Annotated in this window: 20 protein-coding genes; 5 read left to right on the top strand and 15 right to left on the bottom strand. The window is 61.8% G+C overall.

The genetic code is table 11. The annotated features are described in order from the left end of the window. Window positions 1-38: 38 nt before the first annotated feature. Genes HDG34_RS15460 through HDG34_RS15445 form a run of 4 tightly spaced genes read right to left on the bottom strand, consistent with a single transcriptional unit; the run spans window position 39 to window position 4,440 of the window. Window positions 39-587, bottom strand: a complete 549-nt coding sequence (locus HDG34_RS15460) for a hypothetical protein (RefSeq protein WP_184061121.1) — start codon at window positions 585-587, stop codon at window positions 39-41. Then, window positions 572-1,171 (bottom strand): hypothetical protein, encoded by a 600-nt coding sequence (locus HDG34_RS15455; RefSeq protein ID WP_184061120.1) that lies wholly within the window; start codon window positions 1,169-1,171, stop codon window positions 572-574. The genes HDG34_RS15460 and HDG34_RS15455 overlap by 16 nt, the downstream gene beginning before the upstream one ends. Before the next feature lie 9 nt (window positions 1,172-1,180). Then, window positions 1,181-2,053: a hypothetical protein gene (locus HDG34_RS15450; protein WP_184061119.1), complete on the bottom strand. Its 873-nt coding sequence runs from the start codon at window positions 2,051-2,053 to the stop codon at window positions 1,181-1,183. A gap of 53 nt (window positions 2,054-2,106) precedes the next feature. Beyond that, window positions 2,107-4,440 carry a hypothetical protein gene (locus HDG34_RS15445; protein WP_184061118.1) on the bottom strand — a complete coding sequence of 778 codons (2,334 nt, stop codon included), beginning with the start codon at window positions 4,438-4,440 and terminating at the stop codon, window positions 2,107-2,109. Between the two features lie 33 nt (window positions 4,441-4,473). Here HDG34_RS15445 and HDG34_RS15440 point away from each other — a divergent pair, with 33 nt between their 5' ends. Beyond that, window positions 4,474-7,581, top strand: a complete 3,108-nt coding sequence (locus HDG34_RS15440) for a hypothetical protein (RefSeq protein WP_184061117.1) — start codon at window positions 4,474-4,476, stop codon at window positions 7,579-7,581. Between the two features lie 36 nt (window positions 7,582-7,617). Here HDG34_RS15440 and HDG34_RS15435 read toward each other — a convergent pair whose 3' ends face one another. The 6 genes from HDG34_RS15435 to HDG34_RS15410 all read right to left on the bottom strand — a co-directional run bounded on the left by HDG34_RS15435 (window position 7,618) and on the right by HDG34_RS15410 (window position 14,769). Next, window positions 7,618-8,193: a hypothetical protein gene (locus tag HDG34_RS15435; RefSeq protein WP_184061116.1), complete on the bottom strand. Its 576-nt coding sequence runs from the start codon at window positions 8,191-8,193 to the stop codon at window positions 7,618-7,620. A gap of 38 nt (window positions 8,194-8,231) precedes the next feature. After that, window positions 8,232-8,549, bottom strand: coding sequence for a hypothetical protein (locus HDG34_RS15430; protein WP_184061115.1), 318 nt, complete (start codon window positions 8,547-8,549; stop codon window positions 8,232-8,234). A gap of 238 nt (window positions 8,550-8,787) precedes the next feature. Beyond that, the gene (tssH, locus tag HDG34_RS15425) at window positions 8,788-11,544 is read right to left on the bottom strand and encodes a type VI secretion system ATPase TssH (protein ID WP_184061114.1); all 2,757 of its coding nucleotides are present in this window, start codon (window positions 11,542-11,544) and stop codon (window positions 8,788-8,790) included. Between the two features lie 164 nt (window positions 11,545-11,708). Beyond that, complete coding sequence (locus HDG34_RS15420; protein ID WP_184061113.1) at window positions 11,709-12,194, bottom strand: Hcp family type VI secretion system effector; 486 nt, start codon at window positions 12,192-12,194, stop codon at window positions 11,709-11,711. 92 nt (window positions 12,195-12,286) lie between these two features. Continuing rightward, complete coding sequence (locus tag HDG34_RS15415; protein WP_184061112.1) at window positions 12,287-14,110, bottom strand: OmpA family protein; 1,824 nt, start codon at window positions 14,108-14,110, stop codon at window positions 12,287-12,289. Continuing rightward, entirely contained in the window at window positions 14,107-14,769 is a 663-nt protein-coding gene (locus tag HDG34_RS15410; protein ID WP_184061111.1) for a DotU family type IV/VI secretion system protein, read from the bottom strand. Before HDG34_RS15410 ends, HDG34_RS15415 begins: the two co-directional genes overlap by 4 nt. A gap of 716 nt (window positions 14,770-15,485) precedes the next feature. Here HDG34_RS15410 and tssB point away from each other — a divergent pair. The 4 genes from tssB (at window position 15,486) to HDG34_RS15390 (ending at window position 20,604) form a co-directional block, all read left to right on the top strand. Then, window positions 15,486-15,998 (top strand): type VI secretion system contractile sheath small subunit, encoded by a 513-nt coding sequence (tssB, locus tag HDG34_RS15405; RefSeq protein WP_184061110.1) that lies wholly within the window; start codon window positions 15,486-15,488, stop codon window positions 15,996-15,998. Window positions 15,999-16,071: 73 nt separating this feature from the next. Then, window positions 16,072-17,607, top strand: a complete 1,536-nt coding sequence (gene tssC / locus HDG34_RS15400) for a type VI secretion system contractile sheath large subunit (RefSeq protein WP_184061109.1) — start codon at window positions 16,072-16,074, stop codon at window positions 17,605-17,607. An 85-nt stretch (window positions 17,608-17,692) separates the two neighbouring features. After that, on the top strand, window positions 17,693-19,270 hold the full coding sequence (tssA, locus tag HDG34_RS15395; protein ID WP_184061108.1) for a type VI secretion system protein TssA: 1,578 nt from the start codon (window positions 17,693-17,695) through the stop codon (window positions 19,268-19,270). Between the two features lie 347 nt (window positions 19,271-19,617). Then, a complete protein-coding gene (locus HDG34_RS15390; protein WP_184061107.1) occupies window positions 19,618-20,604 on the top strand; it encodes a DUF746 domain-containing protein in 987 nt (328 codons plus the stop codon). 38 nt (window positions 20,605-20,642) lie between these two features. On the opposite strand, the gene HDG34_RS15385 is transcribed toward HDG34_RS15390, so the two are convergent. From HDG34_RS15385 to tssC (HDG34_RS15365), 5 genes are read right to left on the bottom strand one after another with little or no spacing between them, the layout of a single operon-like run. Next, a complete protein-coding gene (locus HDG34_RS15385; RefSeq protein WP_221309154.1) occupies window positions 20,643-20,912 on the bottom strand; it encodes a PAAR domain-containing protein in 270 nt (89 codons plus the stop codon). Between the two features lie 58 nt (window positions 20,913-20,970). After that, window positions 20,971-21,402, bottom strand: a complete 432-nt coding sequence (tssE, locus tag HDG34_RS15380) for a type VI secretion system baseplate subunit TssE (protein ID WP_184061105.1) — start codon at window positions 21,400-21,402, stop codon at window positions 20,971-20,973. 8 nt (window positions 21,403-21,410) lie between these two features. Further along, window positions 21,411-22,088: a DotU/TssL family secretion system protein gene (locus HDG34_RS15375; RefSeq protein ID WP_184061104.1), complete on the bottom strand. Its 678-nt coding sequence runs from the start codon at window positions 22,086-22,088 to the stop codon at window positions 21,411-21,413. Beyond that, a complete protein-coding gene (gene tssK, locus HDG34_RS15370; RefSeq protein WP_184061103.1) occupies window positions 22,085-23,431 on the bottom strand; it encodes a type VI secretion system baseplate subunit TssK in 1,347 nt (448 codons plus the stop codon). The genes HDG34_RS15375 and tssK overlap by 4 nt, the downstream gene beginning before the upstream one ends. A gap of 37 nt (window positions 23,432-23,468) precedes the next feature. Then, a complete protein-coding gene (tssC, locus tag HDG34_RS15365; protein WP_184061102.1) occupies window positions 23,469-24,860 on the bottom strand; it encodes a type VI secretion system contractile sheath large subunit in 1,392 nt (463 codons plus the stop codon). Window positions 24,861-24,989: the final 129 nt, after the last annotated feature.

Genomic DNA, 24,989 nt, shown 5'->3' with positions numbered 1-24,989 from the left:
TCTTACCCTCAGGTTCTGGCCAGGGTGACATTGATCGATCAGCCGTCCGGGCCGGAGGGGGGTGGCACAAGTGTTGATGGAATGTCCGCGGGCGCACTGGGCGTAGCATGGCTGGGAGAGGTAAATTCCACACACCCTGCCGCATTCGCAGGGGCGGCCGCGCAGTAGCTCTGCCAGAGTCCGGTGATCTGGATCGCGCTGATCTCGCGCGCCTCGGCGTCAGCCTCTTCCTGCTTTTTCATCTGGCCGGCTGCTGGGGCGTACTTCGTCTTGACGCTTTCAATCTGGGCTTTTGTAGACGATGCGATGGAACCCTGCGCGGCCGCCATGTCAGCTTTGGCCTGCACGACGGTGGTGACCACTTCGTCATTGACCCGGTTGAGGGTCTGCGCGAGCTGTAGCTGCTGGGTGAGGTTTCTATTGGCCGCCTGCAGATCGCTGACCTGTTGCTGGGCTGCCGTCAGGCTTGCATTGAGGGTCTTGACCTTGTGAGCCTGGTACGCGCCATAGGCAACCAGGCTTGCCATAAGCGCGAGCACCACTGTGCCGACGATGACTGCGGCGTATGCCTTCAGTTTGTCAAACATGAGACCTCCAGCCATGCTTTCCAGTGCGAATACCCCACTGCAATCGCGTCGATGCTGTGCTCGTCGAGTAACTGGAGCGGAATTTCGCCGTTGTAGTGAAGCTCAGGCAGGCGCAGAAGCGCGTCTCGCACTGTGTCCTTGTCCGCATTGCCTTTCGCACCGACGGCGGTCTTCACACTCGCCGGATCAATGAGATAAAGGGCCTTCCAGATGTCGTAGCGCATCACGGCCCGACGCACGCCACAGATCACCTCGGTCAGGACGCCGTGGGCCTGGGGGCGTCGCAGATTGATGAAAGGAGCCTCGCAGGCAATCATGATCGGGTCGATCTCCCGAAATAGCGACACGAGCGCGTCTTCGAGTGACGCAATCCGGCCCAGGCGCTCACCGAAAAGTTGCGAGGTCCACAGCGTCGCGGGCAACCGTGTTGTCAAATGCAGCGCGTCCAGCGTGCACGCTGTCGTGCGTGTAATTCGCAGCGTCGCGAGGTCGATGTACAACACTGCTGTGCCGAGATGCACGCTTCCCGGATCGATGCCGACGATGCAGATTTCCTGTGGCGAGTCTGCCGGCATGCTCAGCATAGGTACTCCCTAGCCAGTGGAAGTACCAGATTGGGCGCCGGTGTTCTGAAGCACGAAGAGCGGTTCGGTGGCGCCAACGCTCAGATTGATGTTGACGCCGCCGTTCTGGTAGTTCATTGCCTGATACGTGTTGAAGAACGAGCAGATCTGGGCGCAGATGACCTCGTTCACGTTGAACGATCCGCCTGATACCGGGACGTTCACCACCTTGTCCACGCCGCTGACAAGCCCGATCTCGTTGACGACTGCGTATCTCGGATCGCCGTAGATGATGTTGGCGCAATTAAGCAGTTCGGTAACGTCCTGTGCGTTGAAGAAGAGCTTGACGATGGCGGCCGCGGTGATGAAGTCGCCTGAGAGAATGTTGATTGACCCGTTTGCTGGGGTGGACGGCTGTGGATTGAGGTTGGATGCATCCGGCACATAGGGCGTGATGGTGGAGACGCCGCCCGCTACCGTCACCATGTTCAGTTCGACCCCCACACCCGTGAAATCGATCCTGCGCAGGAAGTAGCATGCATAGGGCACGCTATTCCAGGTGATCACCTGTCGCAGGGCATACTGGGCCATCTGCGAGGTGGCGAGGTCCGCGTTCACCGGGCGCATGATGAAAGGCAGGTGATTGAATAGTGCGGCATCCGTTGCCTGATGCTGCAGGGGCTGCGAAAGCGCGACGTTGTCGGCGCCGGCTGTCACACCTGCGCCACCATTGCCGATGCAGTAGTAGCGCTGGGAGGGGAGGATGCCAGGTGAGGGTGCCACACCTGCCTGTACACCAAACTTCTCGTTGAGCGTGGTGTTCGCCATCATCGTGAAGGGAAGGTTCTGCAGCAGGCACGTCTGCAGATACGCGCCCCATGCCGTGCGCTGACTCTGTTCCATTTAGGTATCCTGATCAAATGACGCGAGCCGGCCGGAAGGAGCGGCGGGCTGGTCTAGTCAGATGGTGGCGTGTACGTGAGGCCGCCGAGATTCCTGACTGGCCAGATATCCGGGAGTTGGGGTAGGGGGGCGCCGGGTGTCTGCCAGGGCGGCGGCCAGATGCTGACGATGGAGGCGGCCCGATCCGTATCGGATAGCGCGAGCCAGTTCTCGATGCCAATCAACGGAGGAATGACAGGGTTTCCCGTTGAGACACGTATCGTTGAGCGCACGTCAATGCCCTGCATGCTGACGTAGCCGTAGACGTCGATCGGATCGCGCGCCGGCCGTACGACCAGACCGATCCGTTCCTTCACACTCGATTGCGCCGATGCTTCGAGGCGGTTGCCGATCTGGCCAACCCTCGCGGCATTGATGTCGTAATCGAAATGCACCCTCGCGAGGGTGCTGTGACGGATGACATCGACTTCAGTATCACCGTCGTAGACATCCTCAACGGACGCCGTGAGGTTGTCGCCCGTTCGTATGATGGCCGAACCGACGTCCCTGATCGTGGAGTCGTTGATCCCGGAAATGAACTGGATGCTGTAGCTGGAGAGCTTCTGCATCATGGAGAGCATGGCCGCCTGCAGGTTTGCGACAGAGTGGGTCGACTGCAGGTTCACTCCGGTGGCAGCCTCGATGAGCGACTGGTACATGAGCCCATAGTCGTCAGCGGAGAAGACTGTGATGTCGATATTGCGCAGCCTGAACCACTGTGCGTAGGTTTCGCCGCTGCCGTTGATACTGCCGTCGCCGAGCTGGATCACGTTGTCGGAGTAGATGCGTTCGACCATTCCGAAGACCATGCCGCGACGTTCCTCATGCTCCTGAAAGGCGATCAGCTTCCACTGGTTGGTGGCGGCCTGCCAGATTGCGTTCGCCGTGGCGCAGAAGGCATGAACCGAGATCATCGGCACAATTGCCGGCTGCCAGGACAGCGCTTCAAGGGCGATATCCTGTGTCACGAGCCCGGAGTCAACCACGGACATCAGGTCCGCTATCGGTGGCGTGGGAATGCGCTGCACACGTGTAGCGATCACGCTCGGGACAGGCTCATTGGTCAGGTCAAAGCCGACCGACTGGCAGAAGCAGTAGATCATGAACGCAAAGCCGTCCTTCGCGGTCATGGGCACGATCGGCTCTCCCGTCACGGGGTTGTTCACGACGAGAAAAGCCGTGTAGAGATCCTTGCTCGCGAAGAAGGCCCAGTGGTGGAGCAGGATATCCTCGAGCGTGTAGGGGCTCGATCCAGACATATCAATCATGGCTGAATTGAGCACCTTGGTCTGCAAGGTGTTTGAGCGCGAATTCTCCATACGCGTCTGGATATTGGCTTCGACGTCGGTCTGGACCAGCGCATTGCCCACGGCCACTGGCTGCTCATTGTCGAGCATCTGGTCGAGCGTCCACGTGGTGTCCGCGACAGCGTTGTAGCCGAGGTTCAGTGCGATGGCGTCGAACTCGATCGCCGGATAGAGCGAATCCGGCATATCGGACACGTTGTGGTTCATCACGTAGGCTGCCAGCGGTATGCCGCGGTCCGTTAGCAGCTTCTGGATGAGTGTCCTGAAGGTGGACTGCTTGCCAGCATTGCGCTCGATATAGTTGATGTTGCGGTACAGCCAGATGGATTGCGCGAGCGTGAGCTGATCGTAGTACGCATCGAGTCCGAGATGCGATGCGAGATACTGCCTCACGTGGTAGCTGTGGGCTTCGGCGGTGCCACAGGCGGCAAGGCGATACGAAATGATCGCCATGGCGAGGCCGTAGTACAGGTTCGAATTCTGGACCGTGAAGTAAAGCTCGTCACTGATCCCGTACTGCGGATTGAACCAGCGGTTCTTGAAGGCCTTGATCCAGCCCTGAAGCTTTTGCACCAGGCTGAACTCGTTGGGTTCGATGAGCGATGCTGGCCACCCGAGAATGTCGCCATCGGCCGCGCTGATCGCGCTCTGAACCTCAACCGGATAGATGATTCCAAGGATCAGGAACACCTGCTTCGGGTATTGCGTGACGAGCTGATAGTACTCCCATGTTCCAAACTGGTAGGCGGCAGCAGTCGCTGTATGGACCTTGAGGTTCTCCACGGTGAAATCGATGATCTGCATGCTGTCAAGCGATTTCACCTGCATGGGCGTATCCGTGAAGTGGTACTGCCCGGCCACGTTCATGTAGTACTTCCACGTGGTCGGCTCTGTCTCGTCAAATCTCATCAATCCATAGTAGTCCTTTACATACTGGTTCAGTCCATCCAAACTTTCCTGTGACTTGATCGTGAGGGTGCTCGCGAGCTGGATGCACTGGTTGATATAGACCTGGAACTCATTGGAATTGCTCGATGCCACGGCAGTGCTCCGGGCGGAGGGTGCGCGCAAAGGTTGCTGAAGCGGTTCCCGGATCCGGGAAAAGGGGAAAGCATGAATTCAAGTGCCTACCGGCGGGTGATTGAATCGGCCGCAACGGGCAGGAAATTCCACGTTCTGCAACTCGTGCGGCGCGACCCGGAGACCGCGGCCATACTCGCCAAGCTGGTCCCGTCCACCAATCCGGTGCAATACAACCAGGAGGGTCAGAGGGAGATCACGCAACCCAACCTGTATGAGTTCCGCAATGCGGCGGAGCAGACTGCCCGCAACATCAATGACGCGGAAACCGTCATGGGCCTGCTGCCCGACATGGAGCTCGCGCAGCAGGTACTCGTGGCCAGCATCGGGTCGCCGAAGGACATGATGTCGATCGACCTGACCTTCACACCGCCAGAAGGGCTGATGCCGCCCGATGTGAGCGGCGCGCTCATTGATCGCTATCGCCGGCATTTTGAGCAGGTTCATAAAATTAAGGCGCTCATTCCCGAGATCCTGAGGGCTGCGCTCTTCAGGACGGGCTCATATCCGGTTGCCGTGATTCCAGAAAATTCGGTCGACGCGGTGATCAATGGCGAGCAGCGCCTGTCGATGGAGTCGCTCTCGGAGCACATCTATGCCGATGGCACGGTGAGGCCTCTCGGGATACTCGGGCCGGTACAGAAGACGGCGCCCACCGAGCAAAGCATGACCAGCATCTCGGCCGAGTCGTTTGCTGACTGGCGCTTCAACGCGTGGGAAAGCCGGCACGTCGGGCGGGTCCGGTTCGAACTGGGATTCGCGCAGCCGTTGCGCGAGGATGAGGTTTTTCTGAGCGTGACCGACAACCCGACGGTGCTCAAGATCCCGGAGATCAGGCAGAAGATCCGTGAGTGCCGGATTCTCGAAGCGCTCAGATCGCCAGCGCTGGAATCGGTGGGCTACGGCCGCGACATGTCGATCGCGCAGATGAACGATCGCGAACTTACGGGCGTGCTCTATCGCAACCGGCAGTATGGGTATCAACCCATCGCAAGCGTGAAGACCCAGGAGCAGCTCACGCGCCGCACGGTCGGCAGCCCGCTCACCATGCACATTCCTTCCGAGGCGGTGATCCCGGTGCATGTGCCGGGCACGCCTGAGCATCAGGTTGGATTCTTCGTGCTGCTGGACATGGAAGGGCATCCGATCGTCAGGCAGGCGATCACCGACTCCTACCAGCAGATGACGCAGCAGCTGAACACCGGCGGTGCGTTTCCCTCCGCGATGATCAACAAGGTGAAGTCGCAGATGGAGGGTTTCAATTTCACGAACCGGGAATCGCTCGATTACAGCGCCAGGGTCTACGGTGACATGATCGAGCAGGACCTGCTCGCGCGCCTGCGCAATGGTGTCTATGGCTCCGGCGTCGAGCTCGCGCGGCGCGAGGAAATCTATCGCGTGATGTTTGCGCGGGCGCTGGCCAGACAGAATAGCCAGCTGCTCTTCATTCCCGCGGAGTTCATGACCTACTTCGCCTTCCGGTTCAACGAGAACGGGATCGGGGAGTCGCTGCTCGACGAGATCCGCATCCTGAACGGGCTGCGCACGACACTGCTCTTCTCCAACGTGATGGCGGGCGTGCGCAATTCCATCGCCCGCACGGATGTGAAGATCAAACTCGATGAGGAGGATCCGAACCCCGAGAAGACGATGGAAACCATTATGAACGAGACCGCGCGTCTGCGTTCAAACCAGATGCCAGTCGGAATCAGTTCGCCCTATGACGTGCTGGACTTCATCGCGCGAGCGGGCTTCAATTTCGTAGTGGAGGGCCATCCCGGTTACCCGGACGTGAACATCGACTTTGGCGAGCGGAATACCAGCTATGCCAAGCCCGATACGGATCTCGAGGACAACCTGCGCAAGCGCGCGCTCATGAAGGTCGGCACACCACCCGAGCTCATCGATACCGCGAGCCAACCCGAGTTCGCCACCTCGATCGTCACGAGCAATACGCTGATGTCCAAACGCGTGATGCAGTTGCAGGACGAGTTTCATCCGCAGCTTGCGGCGCATATGCGCATCCACGTGATGAATACGGCGGAGACGATGGCCGACCTCAAGCAGATCCTGCGCGATAACTTCGCCAAGCTGAAGTTCGACAGGGAGGACCGGCAGGAGGCGCGCAACTGGTCGACGTATCGTGCGGGCGCCGCACCGGACCGCAAAGCGGAAGTGCCCGTGATCACGGAGCGGCCGGCAGGAGACAGGAATGTCGGCGAAGAGCAGAAGGAATACCTCGTCGAGCAGATCCTGATCGAGTTTCTGATGAACGTCGAGGTGTCGTTGCCGCGGCCGAACTCGTCGACGCTGGAAAACCAGGTGACGGCGCTCGAGACTTACACGAAGGCGCTTGAGGCCGGGCTCGAAGCGTGGATCTCCGAGAAATTTTTCAACGTCGATACGGCTGGCGATGTCGCTGCGAAGATCGAAACCCTGAAGGAAGTGGCCAAGGCCTACTACGTCCGCCTCTACATGATCGAGAACGGCATGTTGCCGGAGCTCGCCCAGCTCACCACGATGGACGAGGACGGCAAACCGCTCGTGGATGTCTTCAGGATACAGACCGAGCACATCGAGCAGTTGCAGAAGGCCTTCGGTGAGTTCTTCAAGGGTTTGCTGCCGATCACGAACCGCGCCAACGAGAAGTTCAAGACGGTGCAGGACAAGAGCACGACGGAGGCCACCGACAGCTATTCGTCGGGCTCCGACACTTCAGGCGGCGAGGATTATGGCTTTGGAGGTGGTGGTGGCGAGGCGGACATGGGCGGCGGTGAGATGCCGGACTTCGGCGGTGGTGAGGGCTTCGACGCGATGCAGACGTCTGAGGGCGAGGGCGAATTGACGCCGTCGCCGTTCGGATCCGGTGGCGAGGAGAACACGGGCGGTGAGGAAGAGACCGGCTCGGGAGGTAGCAACGAGGCTGGTGAGGAAACGGGTAACGAAATGGGCAGCGAAACGGCTGACGAAACGGGTAGCGAGACCGGCAATGAATCGGGCGAAGGGAAACCGCAAAAGCCGGGAGCGAAAAAGAAAGGGAGCGAAGACGAGGAGGAGAACCCTGAGGAGGGTGAAGAAGGTGAAGAGGGCCCGCCACCGTGACCCGGATTCGGGGGCCGGGGTTGGACAAAATGCGCTTTAATCGGGTGGTCTACGTGCATGGTCGAACGCAACGCACAGGCGGGACATACCGTGATTCTCCGGCTTTCCCGAGAACCAGTCGTTATCGACAGTCCGGCCGTTGCCCGTTGCGATACCGACATGCCAGTGCGCGCCGCACAGCCGGTGCACGACCGGCAATTGGCGAGGTCGCCAGAAGACAATATCGCCGGCCTGTACCATGTCCTGGGCATCGATCTTCCGCCAGCGCGAGAGGGCTGCATCGACCGCGGACACCGAAGCGATCCTGCCGATCGGGTGACAGGCTCCCTGGAAAATCGCACTGACGGTGTAGGCGCATGACAGCAGCCCCGGGAAACCTACGCCGAAATAGCTGCGCTTCGTCCAGGCATTCCAGCGTTGCATTCCGTACAGTGACCCATCTTCCCGAACGGCCCCGGGAGCGGATTGCGCGGCCGCCACGAGACTCGCGCGCAGTGAGGGTTCGCAATACGCGCTGGCGTGGTTACCGGCGTGTGCGACCGGCAAGGACGCCAGCGCAATCGCTGTTGCCGCAAGCCATCGCAGCCGGATCGAAATGGACAATCTGGTCATCTCTTCAGTTCGGGACGGTACCAGGAATCAGGACGCGATCAGTGTGTCGCGATGCGGTTGCCGTGCGTGTTTCCCGATTGCGCAAACGTGGCAATCGGATCATCCGGGCGTGCGGATTTATTACTGGGTGTTTGCGTGCCCGATTTCCCTCGAACTGCCTTTGAATGGTCGGTGTTGCAGTGCGTGGCCGCTTTCGTGCATGCGTCAGCCGGCTTGTGACGTTTCGAATGCGCCGCTTCTTCCTTGCGCAGATCCTGGGGGCTCATCCACTGCTCGGTATACGCTGCATGGGCGGTGGTGCTCAGTACTGCCAGCAGGGCAGACATGATCGCGATCGTCGCGAACTTCTGTTTCATTTCACTCCGGGGTAAAAGCATTGGGATTCCAGCAGAGGGCATCGTTCGCCCATGCAGGCACATTCCTGAAGACATTTGCAAGAACCGGCAACCGGTAGCTGGCCGCCTGCCTTTCGCCTGAAGTGGTGAAAGGCTGGCGATTTTTTTTGCCGGCGTGCCGACGGCCGCGCGATCGCACTGTTCGCGCTGGATGTGGCAGTCAGCAATGTCGCCAGCGGACGGCTTCGTATGCATCGTGTCAGATCGTCGCCGCAGCCCGCGCCCCGGATGCGGCTTCGTGAGGCGCGTCCCGATCGACGAAGTCGATCGTGAGGTTACCTTCGGCCGAGCTCGAAAGCAGGATCTTTTCTGGCGTTGTGCCGCTGGCCATACGCGCCAGCAGCTCGCGCGACATGGTGGGCAGGATGCGCTGGTTCAGGAACGCGTCGACGTTGCGCGCGCCAGACTCACGCGCGAGACATAGTTCAGCCATCGCCGCGATAAGCGAGTCATCGCACGAGAGTTCGACATCGTGTTGCCGGCGCAGCCGTCCGGCGATCTTCGCGAGTTTCAGACGCACGATGGCAGCCAGCGCAGCGACGTCGAGCGGGCGATAGACGAGCGTCTGGAAGCGCGCGAGCAGCGCCGGCTGGAAGTGCGCGACCAGCTGCTGGTGGATCGCCTCGAGGAGGGCCGCCTGCGCGATGTCCGGGCTGTCGCTGGTCACCTCGTCGATCGTTGCACTGCCGAGGTTCGACGTCATCAGGATCACGCAGTTGCTGAAATCGATCTCGCGTCCTTCGCCATCGCGCATCGTGCCGCGATCGAACACCTGGTAGAAGATGTCGAGTACGTCGCGGTGCGCCTTTTCGACCTCGTCGAGCAGCACCACGCTGTACGGGCGCTGGCGCACGGCTTCGGTCAGGATGCCACCGCGGCCGTAGCCGACGTAGCCCGGGGGCGATCCCTTGAGCTGGGATACGGTATGCGATTCCTGGTACTCCGACATGTTGATCGTGGTGAGCGCTGCCTCACCGCCGAAGAGCTGGTCCGCGAGTGCAAGCGCGGTTTCCGTCTTGCCAACACCGGACGGGCCCGCAAGCAGGAAGACGCCGAGCGGCGCGTGTTCGCTCTTCAGTCCCGCCTTCGCAGTACGCAGGCTTTCCGCGAGTGCGGCCAGCGCCTCGTCCTGTGCGACGACGCGTTTGCCAAGTTCGGTCTCAAGCGTGAGCAGACCTTTCAGCTCATTTTCGAGAAGGTTGCCGACCGGCACGCCGGTCCATTCTGCCACCACGCGCGCGATCGCCTGGGCGTCCACGTCGGCGAAGATCAGTGGTGACTTGCCCTGAGCCTGGGCAAGCATCCGTCTGGCTTCGGCGAGCTTCGTTCGATCCATGACACCAGCGCCGCCGTCATCGGAAGGGCCACAGTCGTGCGCCCGATGCACCAGCTCGCGTTCGCTGACGTAACGCGCCTGCAGGGTGGTCATTTGGCTGTGCGCCTCCACGAGCGCGGCATCCAGGCTGTCGCGTCGTGCCTTCACGGTGTCGATGCCAGTCCGCTCGTCCGAGTCGAGCGTCGCGCGCTCCAGTTCGAACGCAGCCACCGTTGCCCGGGCGCGCTGCACTTCCGCCGGCGGTGATTCGAGGCCCATGCGCACGCGGGCGGCTGCCGTGTCGATCAGGTCAACTGCCTTGTCGGGCAACTGGCGCGCGGGGATATACCGGCGCGAGAGCTTGACCGCAGCCACCAGCGCTTCGTCACGGATGTGCACGTTGTGATACTTCGCATAGCGGTCCTTCAGGCCCCGCAGCATCAGGCACGCCGAATCATCGTCCGGCTCGTCCACCTTGATCATCTGGAAACGGCGCTCGAGCGCGGCATCGCGCTCGAAATATTCCTTGTATTCAGACCAGGTGGTTGCGGCGATCGTGCGCAATTCGCCGCGCGCGAGTGCGGGCTTGAGCAGGTTGGCCGCGTCGGCGCCGCCGGCGGCGTTGCCCGCGCCGATGAGCGTGTGCGCCTCGTCGATGAAAAGCAGGATCGGCTCGGCTGAGGCCTGCACTTCGTCGATCACGTTCTTCAGGCGCTGCTCGAATTCGCCCTTCACACCCGCGCCGGCCTGCAGCAACCCCAGATCGAGCGTGAGGATGCGCACATCGCGGATCACATTGGGCACGGCGCCTTCAGCCACACGCAGCGCGAGCCCTTCGACGAGCGCGGTCTTGCCTACGCCAGGCTCACCGACGAGGATGGGATTGTTCTTGCGACGTCGCGCCAGCACGTCAACCATCTGCTGGATTTCGCGATCGCGGCCGAACACCGGGTCAATCTTTCCATCCCGTGCCCTGGCTGTGATGTCGATCGCGAAGCGGGCAAGCGCGTCGCCTTCCACATTGCGCCTGACGGGTTGTGCAGCCTGCGCAGTCGTCGCCTGCGGCGTGTGTCCAGCCGCGTCGCCACCATTCACTGCAGGGGACAGGTCCTGCGGAACTTCCGGCTCCTCCGGCTGGTTCTCGCAGGTTCGCAGCCCAAGGCGCGGCAGCAGGCGCTGGATCTGCGCTGCGCTGATTGACAGGAGTTGCCAGGCATTGTTTGCACGAAGCACGTGCGGTGCTTCAATAATGGCCTGCAGCACATTGCCCGAGCGGATCATCGCGTCGCCGGTTGTGTCGTTCGTCGACGCAATGAACCAGGCATCCTGGAGAACGACGGCCAGTTGCGGCGAGAGGCTGGGGCGGCCACGCTGGGTACGCGGCGTGTGGTCGATGGCCTTGAGCAGCGTATCCCACACGGCATCCACATCAAGATCATAGTGGTTGATGATGGCCGGGATATCGCCGTCGCCGGCCTCGATCAGCTTGAGCAGCAGGTGCTCGACCGTAATTTCATCCGAGAGTCGTCCCTGGCACAGGCTCGCGGCCGCCTCGAGCGCGTTTGCACAATGGGGATTCAGGCGCTGCAGCAGCTGGCTTGCGTCACGGGTGAAAGCGTATCGGTCGGGGTGCACGGTCATGTTCGGGCTGTTCGCACTGGAGTAGGGGCCCGTCTGCAAGAGACGCGGCCCCGTGCATAAAAAGGCCAGCCCGCAAAGGGGATTGAGCGGGCTGGCAAAGGAAGGCCGGATATTCCGAGGCACCGGGGATGGTGGACCGGCCTTCAGACCAACGTTTACAAGGATCAGGAACGCTCGTTCCAGGTGTCCTTGTGGATGATGTTGCCGTCCTTGTACGACCACGTGATCGTTTCGTAACGCAGCTCGACTTCTTCGAGGTGGTTATGCTTTTCGTAGTCGGGATCCTTGATGTCGAGCATCTTCGGACGCACAGCGACGATCTTCACGTTTTCGAGCCTGGTGTTGAAGTATTCTTTCTCCTTGCCCGCGTCGTCGATCTTGTACCACTTGATCTCCGCCGACTTCAGCGTCTGGCCGCTCGTCACGGCCTTGTACAGATACGGCGTCGACGCGTCGGTCTCCTTGACCAGCGTGATCGGCGCGTGCACGCGCGTGCCCGTCAGCTTGCCGGTGTTGCCGTCGGTCGGAATATGCAGGCTGTGATTGAACGCGGTGATTTCGACGCTGCCTTCGCGACCCTGGACGGTGACCGAGCCCTTGATGTCTGCGCCACCATCGTCCTTGAGCCACATGTATGACGGAATTGCCATTCTTTACTCCCTGTTACTTACAGCAAGAATCGCCCGGAACCAGTCGCCGGGCTTCACAACCCCAAAGCCAGAAGCTCCAGGGACCCAAAACGTTACTGGGGCGTAGCGCCCGTACCTGCCGGCTTGCCTGAGCCCTGGGCAGTCACGGGTGTATCGGGCACCAGCGTGATTTCCACGCGGCGGTTTTTTGCCCGCCCGACGTCGGTGTCGTTGCCCGCAAGAGGGCGCGTGTCGCCATAGCCCTGAATCGCGAACTGGGTGGCCGGGATGCCCGAGGCGTCGATCAGCCAGTCGCGCACCGCTTCGGCGCGCGCGGTCGAGAGCTTCAGGTTGCTGTCCGGCGAGCCGACGTTGTCGGTATGGCCCGCCACGAGAATCCGCTTGTCGGGGTGTGCCTTGATCATGTCGAGCGCGGCCACCATGACCCGGTTGGAGCCGTCCTTGAGCTGCGACTTGCCGCTATCGAAAAGCGACATGCTGTCGAGCGTCACGACGGCGGGCGGTGGTGGTGGCGGCTGATACGACGCAATGGCGGCATTGAGCGGTGCAATCAGGCTGGCGCCCCGGTACATGCCGAACGACAGCGGCAGCGGCACGCCCGAGCGTGCATAGCGTTGCAGCTCGTCGCGATCGGCGACGAGCGTTTGCAGGACATCGCGCTTCGCGGCGTCGTGACTGGCCGGGATCATCGACCAGCGCCCCAGATCTGCGCCAATACGCGTGATTAGTGTCTGGTTGTGCCGCATCGAGAAGAAGAACGCGACGGCGGCGGCGCAGGCAAGCAGCACCAGCGCGTGGGCGAGCGCAATCCAGCGTGGCGACATCCAGAATCGCTGGGGCATGGCCCGGATCAGCGGCTGTGGCAGTGGCCAGGGCATCGGTGAGCCAACGCCGGGCGAGCGCGTGACCTGCGTTTGCATCTGGACGTCGTTTTCCCACGGACGGCCCGGCCCGCACGCGGGCCCGCAGTCGATCCAGCCGACGCCGTACAGCGCCCATGGCGTGGCGGGCTGCCGGGGGTCAACAAGCGCATGAATGACAACGCGTTGTGTCCAGCCGATGATCGAGGCGAGAGCGGCGGCACGCGTGGCAGGTACGCAGCTGTCTGCCACGCGTCCGACTTCATTGTCGGCGGCCCGGATCACACTCGCGAAACGCTGCGTATCGAGCAGTCGGGTGGCTGACGACACGCCGTACCATTGCGGTGCAGGAAGGTCCACCGGTGACATCGGACCATGGTCCGAAACCAGCTCCTGCGGGGTTCCGCGGACTCCCTCGGGTGCGAGCCGCTGATACACCGCGACATAGCCCGGAACCGGACGCGAGCCCATAATCCGTGCAGCGTCTCCTGTCGCCTGCCGGACGACACGCAGCGACTGCAGCAGTACATCTTCATCTGTATACCGGCCCGGGGCCACCGACAGTACGACACCGTCCGGTGCACGCCCGTCACGCCACTGCCTGACGGCGACCGCCATACGGGGCAAATCCTGGGGCCGGTCCACGCGCAGCCAGATGGCGCCATCTCCGACGTGCGCGAATCGCTGGCCGTTATGCCGGTCAAAGAGTGCGGGCAGATCGTCGCCCGTCACCAGCACGAGCGGCATGCGGGTGCGAAGCCGCAGGGGAATGTCAGCCGTAGCAGCACCCAGGGACGCCATCACGTGGGCGTTATCGTGACGCGCACCGGCAAGCAGACCGGTACGCCAGAACATCAGCAGGCCGGCGAAGATCACGAAGACAGCCGTCAGCGTCCAGGCGAGCCCCGGTGTCAGCCGGGCCACGAGCCAGATCACGGCGAGCGCCAGCACGAGCGCAAACACGGTCATCACCCGCAGGGGATAGCCCAGGCCGTCATGGCCCGCCGCCTGCGCCGAACCCGTTCCGGCCGTCAGCATCGAGAGATCGGATTTCATCGCTGGCTGACCTCGATCTTCGCCTTCACCGGGCCGATCTGCGCGAGCTGGGTATCGAGCACCCTGCTGCCAGCGATCCACACCGCAACTGCCACGATGCACGCAAGTGCAACGAGGAGCCACGGTGCGAGGCGCCGAAGCCCGCTGGAAATCCGCAGCCCGGCCGTATCCGTCAGAAAAGGGTGGTCCACGTCTGCACGAAGCGCCTGCAGACGCGTATCAAGTGCTGCGACCAGCGCAGTACGTTTCGCGTCTGACTCGCGCACCGTGCGACCCATAAAGCCCATGCCGAGGATCGCCGCGTAGTACTCAAGTAGTTCAACATCGGGCGATGATTCGTGAAGGCGCGCTTCGACGTTGTCGATTACGCGCCTGCCGGCGTCGTAGATGGAAAAGCGCTCGACCTGCATCGGATGCGTTTCCCATGCAGTACGGTCCTCGCCCGGCAGATAGCGCAGCGCCACTTCATCGAGCAGGCCACACTGGGCAAGCAGCGCTTCGCGTTTGACGTCTTCGGGACAGTCGCGATGTGCAAGCTCATCCGTGAGCTGATCGGCCAGCTGACTGCAGCGTCCGCGAAAGCGCGCAGCATTCCGAACCGCTCCCCCGGACGACAGTGATGTCACGAGCAGCGCGGTATCGTGAAGCAGATCACGCATGCCACCGCCGGCCAGACGGCCGGTCTCAGGTGCAGGATATGTGTGGGTCCGTTTATCGCGGCCCAGTGTCAGAGTGTTCATGCGCTCGGGTCTTCAAGGCGGGACCGGATGCGCCGGGGCACATGCTCTGTGAGAGTGTGGTCTTTTACCCCGGACGGGCTATCCGTCTGCAACAGTTGGTCTATGGTTGTATAGCTGCTCTACGTTCTTTTCCTCATACGCATCGGATTCTATATGGCACTGTCGCATTGAGCATAGCGATTTTTTCAGGAATCCTGGTGAATCATGAAACAAGGATTGTTATATCGGCGTACATTAAATTTGAGATACGCATTGCGCATTCACATCGCAGAGATTGTTGATAAACGTCAAGTCAGCAAAGCCCCATCTGATTGATTGAAAGGGCGTCTCACCGCAAAAAGGCGGGGTACGGTAGTGGGCAAATCATCGTGACTGTGTTGAGGATGCCAGATAGCGTCAATCCCATTTCGAATTAACCTTATTTAACAAACGACGGTTCGTGAATGAATTGCGAACAGGCTTTGACTGGAATGCGGTAAACCTGTTTAATACGCGTTGCCTATAGGGTCGCAAGAATGAAAACCACGTCAAGGGGAGCAGTCTGGATGGAAATTCGCGCTGTGTGTGCGGGCGGCCTCTCTGTCGCGACGGTTGATTCCTGCGGAGATCATCTACTCCATTCGTGAGGACAACCAATGGACAGTTTTCAAAGAGAAATTCCGAAATCTCGCGTTTCGATCACACTCGACCTGCACACGGGCGGGGCACAGAAGAAGGTCGAGCTGCCGCTCAAGCTGCTCGTCGCGGGTGACTTCAGCGCAGGCCGTGAGCAGGCCCCGCTGGCCGAGCGCAAGAAGGTCAACATTGACAAGAACAATTTTGATTCGGTACTGGCTGACTATGCACCGGACCTGAAATTTGGCGCGGAAAACACCCTCGCGGCCGATGGTTCGGAGTTGCCCGTGAACCTGTCGTTCCGTTCGATGACGGACTTCGAGCCGGAACAGGTTGCCCGCCAGATCCCGGAACTTCAGGCGCTGCTCGCGATGCGTAACCTGCTGCGTGACCTGAAATCGAACCTGCTCGATAACGCGACGTTCCGTCGCGAGTTCGAAAAGATCCTCAAGGACAAGCGTCTGTCGGACAAGCTGCGTGGCGAACTGGGACAGCTCGCCACGGCGGCAACGCAACCGGAAGGCCATGCCTGAGGGAGGCAGGCCGAAGTCGGCCTTCACCGCCTTTCGCAATCAGGTTGCCATTCAAACGCAGACAGGAATCCTCATGAAACAGAACGAAACCCATCAGGGCGCAACTGAGACCGTTGTGCTCGACGCACCCGAGAGCGTATATGCCTCGCTGTGCGGCAAGATCAACCTGAAGCCCATCGCTGAAGCGCGCCCGATCGAGGCGTTCCGTGACAGCGACACGCTTTCCGAAGCTTCCGCCGACGAGCGCATTGCGCGCGGCATGGGTGCCTTCCTTGAGCTGGTTGCCCAATCGAGCCAGCCGGTCGAGCGTCTTGACAAGTCGCTGCTCGATTTCCACATCGGCCAGCTTGATCGCCAGATCAGCCGTCAGCTCGACGCGGTGATGCACTCGCCGGAATTCCAGGCGCTCGAAGGTCGCTGGCGCGGCCTGAAGATGCTCGTCTCGCGCACGGACTTCCGTCGCAATGCGCGCATCGAGGTGCTCGATGTGTCGAAGGACGCACTGCAGCGCGACTTCGAGGACACGCCGGAGCTCATCCAGAGCGGACTGTATCGTCTCACGTACATCGAGGAATACGACACGCCGGGTGGCCAGCCGATCAGTGCGCTGATCAGCGATCTCGAGTTCGAGAACTCGCCGATGGACATCGCCCTGCTGCGCAACATCTCGAAGGTGGCGGCCGCCGCTCATATGCCGTTCATTGGCTCGGTGGGCGCAGCGTTCTTCGGCAAGAAGTCGATGGAAGAAGTGGCCGCCATCCAGGACATCGGCAACTACTTCGATCGCGCCGAATACATCAAGTGGAAGAGCTTCCGCGACACGGACGACGCACGTTATGTGGGTCTGACGATGCCGCGCGTGCTGGGCCGCCTGCCGTACGGCAAGGACACGGTGCCGGTGCGTGCCTTCAACTATGAAGAAGCGGTGATGGGCCCGGATCACGACAGGTACCTGTGGGTCAATGCCTCGTTCGCATTCGCCGCCAACATGAGCCGCAGCTTCGTGAATAACGGCTGGTGTGTCCAGATCCGCGGGCCGCAGGCCGGTGGCAAGATCGAGGACCTGCCATTGCATCTGTACGATCTCGGCACCGGCGTTCAGGCCAAGATCCCGACCGAAGTGCTGATTCCCGAGACGCGCGAGTTCGAGTTTGCGAACCTGGGGTTCATTCCGCTCTCGTTCTACAAGAACCACGACTTCGCGTGCTTCTTCTCGGCCAACTCGGCGCAGAAGCCGGCGCTCTACGAGACGAAGGAGGCAACGGCCAACAGCCGCATCAACGCGCGCCTGCCGTACATCTTCCTGCTCTCGCGCATCGCGCATTACCTGAAGCTCATCCAGCGCGAAAACATCGGCACGACCAAGGACCGGCGCGTGCTCGAGCTGGAACTGAATAGCTGGATCAAGGGCCTCGTCACCGAGATGAAGGATCCGGGCGATGAACTGCAGGCGTCGCACCCGCTACGTGAGGCGAAGGTGACGGTCGAGGACATCGAGGACAATCCGGGCTTCTTCCGCATCAAGCTGTACGTCATTCCTCACTTCCAGGTCGAAGGCATGGACATTGGCCTGTCACTCGTGTCGCAGATGCCGAAGGCCAAAAGCTAAACGGTTACTGCTGATGTGAACCGCGCCGGGGCACCGTACCGCCCCGGCGTTCTTTTTTCTGAATCTGTATGGTGGGGATCCGTTGATGCTGTCTGGCCTGCTCAGGACACTGTTTCCATCGCGTGACGCGGAACAGCTCACACGCTCGCGTCTTGATACATGGAGCGACTGGTTGCAGCCGCTACCGGGCGAGCACGGCGTGGGGCGTGATCCCGGCTATGAAGACGCGTTCTTTGCGCTCAAGGATGAATCGACCCGGCTTTCCGGCATCGACGATGCGCTGATCGTGCGCTCCTGCGAGCAGCTGCTCAAGGAAACCGGCAAGGATCTCCGGGTGGCTGGCTACCATGCCGGCGCACGCCTGAGGCAGGATGGGCCGGCCGGATTTGCAGACGGACTGGAGCTGGTAGCCGCCCTCATTGAGCGCTTCGGCGAGTCGGTGCTGCCCGCGCGTGCCGAGGCGAAGAAGGGCGCGCTGGAAATGCTGGCCACCACCCGCATGGTGGAGTTGCTCGAGAGCCGTGGCGAGCCAGCTTCCCACGATCTTGAACGCGTGCTTGCAGCACTTGACGTCCTCGCGACGCAGACGGCCACATGGGCGGAAGCCGCGCGGCCGAACCTGCAACCCCTCATCTCGAGGTTTGAAGGTAAGAGTGAACCGTCCGGTGTCGCCACGGATACGTCGCCGCCCCCATCTCCTGTGATGGGTGGTGCACTCTCCCGAGCGATCGCCTCGACGGCCGACCTGCTGGAACAGTCGCGAACGATGGCCATGTGGCTGCGCGATCAGGAGCAGGGCTACCTGCCGTCTGTGCGTCTCGTGCGTTGCATTCGCTGGGATACCCTGCATGATGTGCCGCCGGCCGATGCTGCTTCACACACGCGACTTGCCGCCCCGCGCCCGGAACTGCGCGCGCAGATGAAGCGGCTCGTCCTGCAGAAGCAGTGGAACGAACTGCTTGAGCGCGTCGAAGGTGCGTTCATGGAAGGCGTCAATCACCTGTGGTTCGATCTGCAGTACTTCCAGCACATTGCGCTCGATCACGCGGGCGCGCCGTACAGCGCATGGCGTGAATTGCTGCGCGCGGATTTCGCGCTCTTCCTCGAGCGTCTGCCCGGCATCGAGCGGCTGTCGTTCAACGATGGGACGCCCTTCGCGGACGACACGACGCTCGAGTGGATCGCACGCCACGCTGTCGTGCGCGATCTCGAAGCGGGGGAGACGCTCGCGCCGTTGCCGGTGTCGGCCGACAGCGAGGAAGGGGGGGCCGGCGACTGGCTGGAAATCGAGGCACAGGCGAGGGATCTCACCTCACGCGATGGTATCGAGGCGGCCTTCGCATGGCTCGAGGGTCTGCCCGGCATGAAAACGGAGCGGCACCGGTTCCTGCAGCGCTTTGTGATGGCGCGCCTCGCGCAGAACGCCGAGCGCCCGGACACGGCCATGTCGCTGCTGCTCGAGCTTGATACCGCAGCGAAATCGTTACCGCTCATACGCTGGGATCCTGCGCTCGTGTTCGAGATCAAACTCCAGCTGGTGCGGGCACTGAAGGCCGCAAGCAGCCGCAAGGATGCGGACAAGCCGGCTCTCGCGCGGCGCATCGCCGAACTGCAGGGCGAAATGACGGTGCTGGATCCGGCACGTGCGCTGGGGCTTTCGTGACCAGGCCGGCGATGAAGCGCGGTCGGCGAAAAGCCGTGGTTCTACCCGGCGCCGAGCTTGACGCGAGCGCACCCGCACTGGCACCGGCAAGCGCAGATGGGCCGGTATTTGACGCCAGGCAAACCGTCAAGCGGCAGCCTGCGCGTGACTATCTGGAAACGGATGAGGACATTGCACTCACCGCATGGGTCATGTCGCTATGGGAAGAACTGCGCTCCCGTGATGAAACACCGGTTCCTCCGTGTCCGGAGTGCGCGGGCGGGCGTACGGCATTGCTGAGCCGGGCAGGTCCGCGTCGACTTCTGCCGATGTTCCAGTGCCGCGATTGCGGCAGGACTTACACGCGTATGTCTGAATCGCCCGTGAAGCGACTGCGCCATCCCCACAAGACACCTGATTTTATCCGGCTGCTGTCCCTGCCACTTTCGCTCAACGAGGCAAGCCGGCGGCTGCACATGGACTACCCGGCGATTTCAAACTGGCTGATGCGGTTCAGGCAACTGATCGTACAGAACGATCCGGAAGGCGTCTGGTTGCCGCGCGTGAAGCTCGGGCTGAGGTACCGGCCTGTCGACACCTGTGAGCGTTGCGGCTACCACGGGGCGCTTCATTTTGGCGGCTTCGCTCCCGGGCGGCGGCGTCGGGTTATCTGCCCGGAATGCGCCCGTACCTGGATGATTGATGATGAATCGGATCACAGCATGGAAGTCCACCTTGCCTACGACCCGGCGCTGACCGCTGCCCGGCGAACCCGTCGGGCAGGGCGCGATGCCCCGGAACATCGGGCTCCGGAACGTGGGCTGCTTCTTGTCGCGGCACGCGTGCAGCCGCCCTCGCGCGTGGATCTCGCCGCCTCCGTCGTTCAGATGCCCCTGAAGCCTGCAGCTCGCACGCGCCTCAGGAAATCACAATCCGGTGCACAGCCAGATGCGGCAGACGATTCCGTGCTCACCGCGTTCCTCGCGGCGCAGCTCGAGCAGGCACAGTCGCTGGATCTTCAGCCGCCGGCCTGCGCGCACTGCAATAGCGGCCACACCCGCTTGCACCGGGAACCACGCACGCCAGCAGAGGTACCCCATTTTATCTGTCGCGACTGTGGGCGAACGTTCTCCCGTTTGACCGGAACAGCACTCGAGCGAGCCAGGCATCGGGACGTGGTGGCCGCCCTGGTACCCTTGCTCTCACGCAATGTGACGTTCAGTGACGCAGCACGTGCACTGGGGACCACGCCGGTGTTCGTGAACGCGCGGGTCAATCGTTTCCGGCAGTGGCTGCGGGTGCTTGATCCGGGCGGTGACATGGAGGCCCGTATTCGCATCTGGGGACCGCAGTGACGCCAGCCCGGTCTCCCCCGGCGACCGGGCACCGCTGATTACCCGTCGTAGTACTCCGAGCGGGCGATCACGCGGTTTGTGCCACGCGGGCATTGGCAGGCCACGATGTCGTTGTCCTTCACTGCGGCAGTGGAGCCAGTCAGCCCCCAGCCTTTCGCTGTGCCGAGCATGGGGCCGTTGTGCCCACAGCGCCCGCACGACGCCAGCCCACCATCCTTCGCGAGTGCGCCGTTCTCGTCGGAAAAATCCTCGTCACCCTCGAGTACCTCGCCGTCCGTTGTCGTCCTGTTGCCCTTGATCGCGAGCATCGTTGCCACTTCAATCTCCTGTTCATGTCGAAGTCGTTGCTACCACGCCAACACGGCGTCAGTACCGGTCGAGCGCAGCCTGCAACATCTTCAGGCGCGTCTTGCCGTCTGGTGTGAACACCGTGTCAAACCGCACGAGCCCTTCCTGATGAAGGTGGCAGGCCATCGTGAAGCTGACCATCATGCCGGGCTCCGGCGCATGCACCTCAATCTCGACCGCCTTCAGCCGCGGCTCGTATTTGAGCAAGGTCGACTCGATCGCGTTGCGCAGCCGGTGCGTCGACGAAGGCAGATGCCGGTAGATTTCCGAAAGGTCATCGAGCCCGAAGTCGGACAGGTGCGCGAGCGAGCGACGCCGGCTGTTCAGGATGCGCTCGATGTTGTCGCGCACCGACAGGAACGTCTGCTCCTGCGGCGTGAAGTCGTTCACGGTTGAGCCGTCAGCAAAATGCCCCGTGATCCGCTCGAATAGTCCTGGTCCTGTACGCATGCCAGGCCTCAGTGCGCCATGCCGGCGATCGACGACAGCAGCCACCGGTCGATCGCAAACCATACAAGTCCCGCCGCGATACAGGCGAGGAGAACCCACGCGAGCGGGGACACCGGCCGCCGGCGCCAGGGGGACGGGTTCACCACGATCGGGCTCGACGTATCTGCCGCGCTTCTGTCCGTTCTGTCCGCCGTGGCGCGCGTGAGGCGTTCATCGATCTCGCTGACAAGTTTCGCGCGAGCACCATCCCCGGTTGCGGCAAAGCGGCCCATGAAACCGAGCCTGAGCACGGCGGCAAAGATAGCCAGCAGGGGCAGTACCGGCTTCGCCTCACGCAGCCGCTGGCCAATCCGCCGCAGCAACTCCTCGCCCGCATCGTTACGGCCGAACGCACGCACCTGCAGCGGCTCGCGCTCCCACGCATCGCGTGCCTCACCACGCAGGCCCTTGAGCGCAGCTTCATCAAGCAGCGCGCACTGCGCATAGAGTGCGTCATCGATCACGTCGCGTGGCTGTCCGCGCTGCTGCAACTCTTCACGCAGGTGGGCGATCTGTGCATCACACCGCTCACGCAGGCCCTTCAGCGAGGACGGACGGAACTCCCGAAGTGCCACGACGGTCTCTGCCGTGTCACGCAGGGCGACGGGTAGCAGGTCCCCGACCCGTTTTGCTGTGGCGAACCTCATGACGGCAGCACCGCATAGAGTTCAAGCTCGGCTTCGGGAATCGAGCCTGGCACATAGATCTGGCAGGCACGTGCGGCGATCATGCGCGCGAACGCCGGGTCCGAGCTGTCCACCGCGAAGTACTGGTTCTCGATGCGAACCGGAATCGCGGCCGGCAGACGCGACACGGGCTTCAGGGGAATACCGGCGAGCGCGGAATTGACGACCTGCTCGACCTCGTCGGGCGCGCCCATCTTGCATAGCGCCGGGACCTGCTCGAGCAGGGCGTGGGCCGGCATCGCCGCGCGCACCGACAGGTAGTAGTCGACGTCAACGGTCAGCCGCTCTTCCTTGATCTGGCCGCGCCACATCGAGGTACGCATACGTTCGAGCGCGATGGGTACCACCCGCGAAGGAATCACGGCGTCGAGCAGTGCGCGGATCAGCTCTTCCAGATCCGCAAATACAGGTTCCGGCGCGCGATGGTCGTAGGCGGGAATGGCCTGCAGCGTTTCCGTGGTCGAGAAGGTGAGGAGCGATCCGGCGAGGCGCGCGAGCAAAGCGTACAGGCGTTCCGGATGCTGCTCGGGCGCCTGGGCAAAGCGCGCAAGTTCCGGCCACGTGCTGTTTACCGAATGGAGCAGCCAGAAGAGCGCCACGTCCGAAACAGCGTAGTCAGCGATCTGGTCCGAGCGCTCCTTGCGGCGCACGGCAAGGCTCGCGCTCTTGGCCGTCAGGATCTCGGATAGGCGCCGCACGCGTTGCATGAGGCGGTTATTTGCCGACAGGAAGAGACAGGGCGGAACAAATGTCTCGTCCTGCGCGAAGCGACCCTGCGGTGTGCGCACGAGGCGCGCAATAGGGCACGTGACGTAGTCACCGGCCTGCTCGAAATCGAACAGCAGTGCTACTACCTGACGCTCGACGCTGATCTCTTCCTTGCTGTCACCGTTGATGTCGACCACATGAACGAATTCGCGCGTGACGCGCCGCGGCCGCGCTGACTTCTCACCCGGCTCAACGCAGTTGCCGCCCTGTGGATCGACAAGCGCCACGCCGGCCAGCACCGTCACCGCTTCGACATTGGCTGGCACGTCGGCGAGGCTGCGCGCAGCGGGGAGCCAGTCGGATGTCTCGCTGTCGATGAACGTACCATCGCGCAGCCGTGCCGTCAGTCTGGCGACCTGCAGCCGGTCGATGGCGAGCGCCTGCGTATCCAGTGCGGCGCCGATCACGCCCCATGCATCGGGGCTGGACATCCGGGCGATCTGGTCATTGGCAAACTGTTCCCACAGCGCCTGCTGCTGGAAGTGCTGCGGCGCCATGAAAATGCCACGTGCCCACAGGGGTTTCGTTATCTTCATCGTGGATAGAGGATTAAATTGGGAGAGTAGGCAGTGGTCAACGTTTTGATTTCGGCATCTGCGACATGAGCGACAGGCTCACGTCCATGCCCTCGATCTGGAAGTGCGGAACAACGAAGAGCGCGATGCGGAAGAAACCGGGATTGTCTTCAATGTCTTCCACCACGACACGGGCTTCGCGTAGCGGGTGGGAGGCCTGCAGGTCGTCGCCAGGCGTGGTCATGACCGTGACGAGCGAGCTGATCCACGCGTTCAGTTCCTGTTCAAGCAGCCGGCGATCCTTGGTGGTGCCGATATTCTCGCGCTGGATCATTTTGAGGTAGTGCGCGATCCGCGAGAGCAGAAAGATGTACGGCAGGCGCGCGTTGATGCGGCTGTTGGCAGCAGCGTCCCGTGTCTCGTAGTGAGCGGGCTTCTGGGTCGAATGCGCGGAGTAGAAGCACGCGTAGTCGTGATTGCTGGTGTACGAGAGCGCGATGAGGCCGAGCTCGGCAAATTCAAATTCGCGGGTCTCGGGAATCAGCGCGTCAGTGGCGATCTTGCCCAGATGCCCGGTATCGAGGTCGTACAGATTGACCGGCAGGTCCGGGATCAGACCACCCGCCTGCGGGCCGCGGATCTGAAGACACCAGCCATTGCGCACGAAACTTCTGACCAGGTTCACGGCAAAGGCAAACGCCGCATTCGCCCACAGGAAGGACCGGCTGCCACCAGTACGGACATCCTCGGTGTAGTTGAACGCACGCACAGGGTTCGTGTCGGCGCCATACGGCAGACGCACGAGAAACCTCGGCAACGTGAGCCCGACATAGCGCGCATCGTCCGTATCCCGATATGCCTTCCATTTGAGATACGCCGCGCGATCGAAGTAGCCGGGAAGGTCCCGTATTCCCGTCACTTCCTCCATGGTGGTCCGGCCGAAAAACTCAGGCGAGACCGCGCCGATAAATGGCATGTGCGCCGCGGCCGCGACCTTCGAAAGATTGCGCAACAGGGAAACGTCCGGCGCGCTGGCGTCGAACTCGTAATTCGCGATGATCGCGCTAACGGGATAGGCGCCGGGCGTGTCGTATTCCTGCACGTACGTTTGAAGGAACAGGCCGCTCTGGATGAGCTCGGCCGTGTCTTCGAAGTCCTGACGCAACGTTTCCTTTGAGACGTCGAGTACTTCGATGAGCACATTGCGGCGAAACTCAGTCCGGTCTACCAGGAACTGCAGGCCACGCCATGCGGACTCCAGCGTCTGGAACGCAGGGTGGTGAAGAATCGCGTCGATCTGGCTGCCGAGCAACCGGTCGATGGTGGCGAGGTCGTGATCCAGGCGGAACGGATCCACGAGTACCCGCGCATTCATGACTGCCTGCCCAAGTGTGCCCGTTATCGTGGTCTTCAGGTCCCGCTGTGTGCTGTTCTCGAAACTTGCGCTCATCGTTGCATGCCTGATCTGTCCCGGTCCTGTATAACCGGTCATCTATAGCACGCAAAACATCTCAAAAACAGTCTGAAAGTTTAAACATGGTCAACCTTTGGCTGAAAACAACGGATGCTTTTTATCGAT

It is taken from the genome of Paraburkholderia sp. HC6.4b (assembly GCF_014200875.1).
GTDB classification, from domain to species: domain Bacteria; phylum Pseudomonadota; class Gammaproteobacteria; order Burkholderiales; family Burkholderiaceae; genus Paraburkholderia; species Paraburkholderia tuberum.
The sequence above is the reverse complement of the archived record's forward strand: the minus strand, read 5'-3'. Positions and strand labels throughout refer to the sequence as shown.

Excerpts from the sequence above, each read along its gene's own strand:
- tssB (WP_184061110.1), top strand. The coding sequence starts at position 15,486 with ATGGACAGTTTTCAAAGAGAAATTCCGAAATCTCGCGTTTCGATCACA.
- HDG34_RS15415 (WP_184061112.1), bottom strand. The coding sequence starts at position 14,110 with ATGAAATCCGATCTCTCGATGCTGACGGCCGGAACGGGTTCGGCGCAG.
- tssC (WP_184061109.1), top strand. The coding sequence starts at position 16,072 with ATGAAACAGAACGAAACCCATCAGGGCGCAACTGAGACCGTTGTGCTC.
- tssC (WP_184061102.1), bottom strand. The coding sequence starts at position 24,860 with ATGAGCGCAAGTTTCGAGAACAGCACACAGCGGGACCTGAAGACCACG.
- tssE (WP_184061105.1), bottom strand. The coding sequence starts at position 21,402 with ATGCGTACAGGACCAGGACTATTCGAGCGGATCACGGGGCATTTTGCT.
- HDG34_RS15450 (WP_184061119.1), bottom strand. The coding sequence starts at position 2,053 with ATGGAACAGAGTCAGCGCACGGCATGGGGCGCGTATCTGCAGACGTGC.
- HDG34_RS15390 (WP_184061107.1), top strand. The coding sequence starts at position 19,618 with ATGTCTGAATCGCCCGTGAAGCGACTGCGCCATCCCCACAAGACACCT.
- tssA (WP_184061108.1), top strand. The coding sequence starts at position 17,693 with ATGCTGTCTGGCCTGCTCAGGACACTGTTTCCATCGCGTGACGCGGAA.
- HDG34_RS15455 (WP_184061120.1), bottom strand. The coding sequence starts at position 1,171 with ATGCTGAGCATGCCGGCAGACTCGCCACAGGAAATCTGCATCGTCGGC.
- tssH (WP_184061114.1), bottom strand. The coding sequence starts at position 11,544 with ATGACCGTGCACCCCGACCGATACGCTTTCACCCGTGACGCAAGCCAG.
- tssK (WP_184061103.1), bottom strand. The coding sequence starts at position 23,431 with ATGAAGATAACGAAACCCCTGTGGGCACGTGGCATTTTCATGGCGCCG.
- HDG34_RS15385 (WP_221309154.1), bottom strand. The coding sequence starts at position 20,912 with ATGCTCGCGATCAAGGGCAACAGGACGACAACGGACGGCGAGGTACTC.
- HDG34_RS15460 (WP_184061121.1), bottom strand. The coding sequence starts at position 587 with ATGTTTGACAAACTGAAGGCATACGCCGCAGTCATCGTCGGCACAGTG.
- HDG34_RS15420 (WP_184061113.1), bottom strand. The coding sequence starts at position 12,194 with ATGGCAATTCCGTCATACATGTGGCTCAAGGACGATGGTGGCGCAGAC.
- HDG34_RS15375 (WP_184061104.1), bottom strand. The coding sequence starts at position 22,088 with ATGAGGTTCGCCACAGCAAAACGGGTCGGGGACCTGCTACCCGTCGCC.
- HDG34_RS15430 (WP_184061115.1), bottom strand. The coding sequence starts at position 8,549 with ATGAAACAGAAGTTCGCGACGATCGCGATCATGTCTGCCCTGCTGGCA.
- HDG34_RS15410 (WP_184061111.1), bottom strand. The coding sequence starts at position 14,769 with ATGCGTGATCTGCTTCACGATACCGCGCTGCTCGTGACATCACTGTCG.
- HDG34_RS15435 (WP_184061116.1), bottom strand. The coding sequence starts at position 8,193 with ATGACCAGATTGTCCATTTCGATCCGGCTGCGATGGCTTGCGGCAACA.